Here is a 981-nt window from a genome sequence, read left to right as displayed (position 1 = left end):
GCTGATGCATTGCGATTGATGGCCTTGACACGAACCATCCCATGTGAGGTTCTGGCAGGCTTCGACACCCGCCTCGATACGCCGCCTATCTCAGTCCGTCATCACCCAGTTTCCCGCATAGCTCCAGGGCGACAAGTGGATTTTCTGCCTGACGGTGGGCAAGATTGTCCCGCGAATCAGGAGAGACGGTGAGCAGACGAACCCGTCGGCACCACGCACCAACAGCTTTGCATAACCTCCCCAAACTGCGCCCCCGAAAGACGGGCGTCGATGGCGAGGGCGTTTAGTCGCACCTGAAGCGTTTGAATCTCACGCGGCGTCAGGGTGTAGGCATGCCGCTACCTTGTTGCAAATCAATGCTCAAGACTATTATCAGAGTCGAAGCCTTGCCCGAGCGCATGAGAGGGGTGCTAAATGATGCTGATGGCTCTAACAGAGCTGCCGAAATCGAACGCGACTGATGTCACCTAACTTCCTGCAACTTCGTCATCTCCGCTATTTCTTGGGCATCGTGGATGCTGGTAGCTTTACGAGGGCGGCAGACATGCTGCACGTGGCGCAGCCCGCCCTCAGTCAGCAAATGACTACCCTTGAAGCTGAGCTTGGCGTCGCACTGCTCCGGCGCGGTGGACGCGGCATTCATCCAACCGTCGCAGGCGAACTCTTCTACCGTGAGGCGGCCTCGATCATTGAGCAGGTGGAACAGCTGGGCCGCATGGTCCGGTCAGTGGCAGAAGAACCGGAAGGCTTAGTAAGGCTTGGCATGTCATCGGGGTTTGCGGCGTGCTGGGCTAGCGAGTTTATGGAAGCCTGCAGGGTGCTGCTACCGAAAGTGCATCTCCGTCTGGTTGCGTGTGACATTCTGCGCATGAGATCGCTTATCGCATCACGTGCGATCGATATCTGCTTCCTTTTGGAAGATGAGCCTATTCAAGGCTTTACTCGACAGCCGCTTTTTCATCAGCCACTATCGATGGCAAG

1 protein-coding gene is annotated in these 981 nt (G+C 56.7%); it reads left to right on the top strand.

Annotated elements, in window-relative coordinates; all coding sequences use genetic code 11:
• Positions 1-460: 460 nt before the first annotated feature.
• A partial coding sequence (locus tag ACZYOF_RS43950; RefSeq protein ID WP_463719614.1) for a LysR family transcriptional regulator occupies positions 461-981 on the top strand: 521 nt, incomplete at its 3' end.

Source organism: Bradyrhizobium sp. LeoA1Lang, from assembly GCF_055413685.1.
Note: the sequence above shows the minus strand (reverse complement) of the source record. Positions and strands in the feature narration are given on the sequence as shown.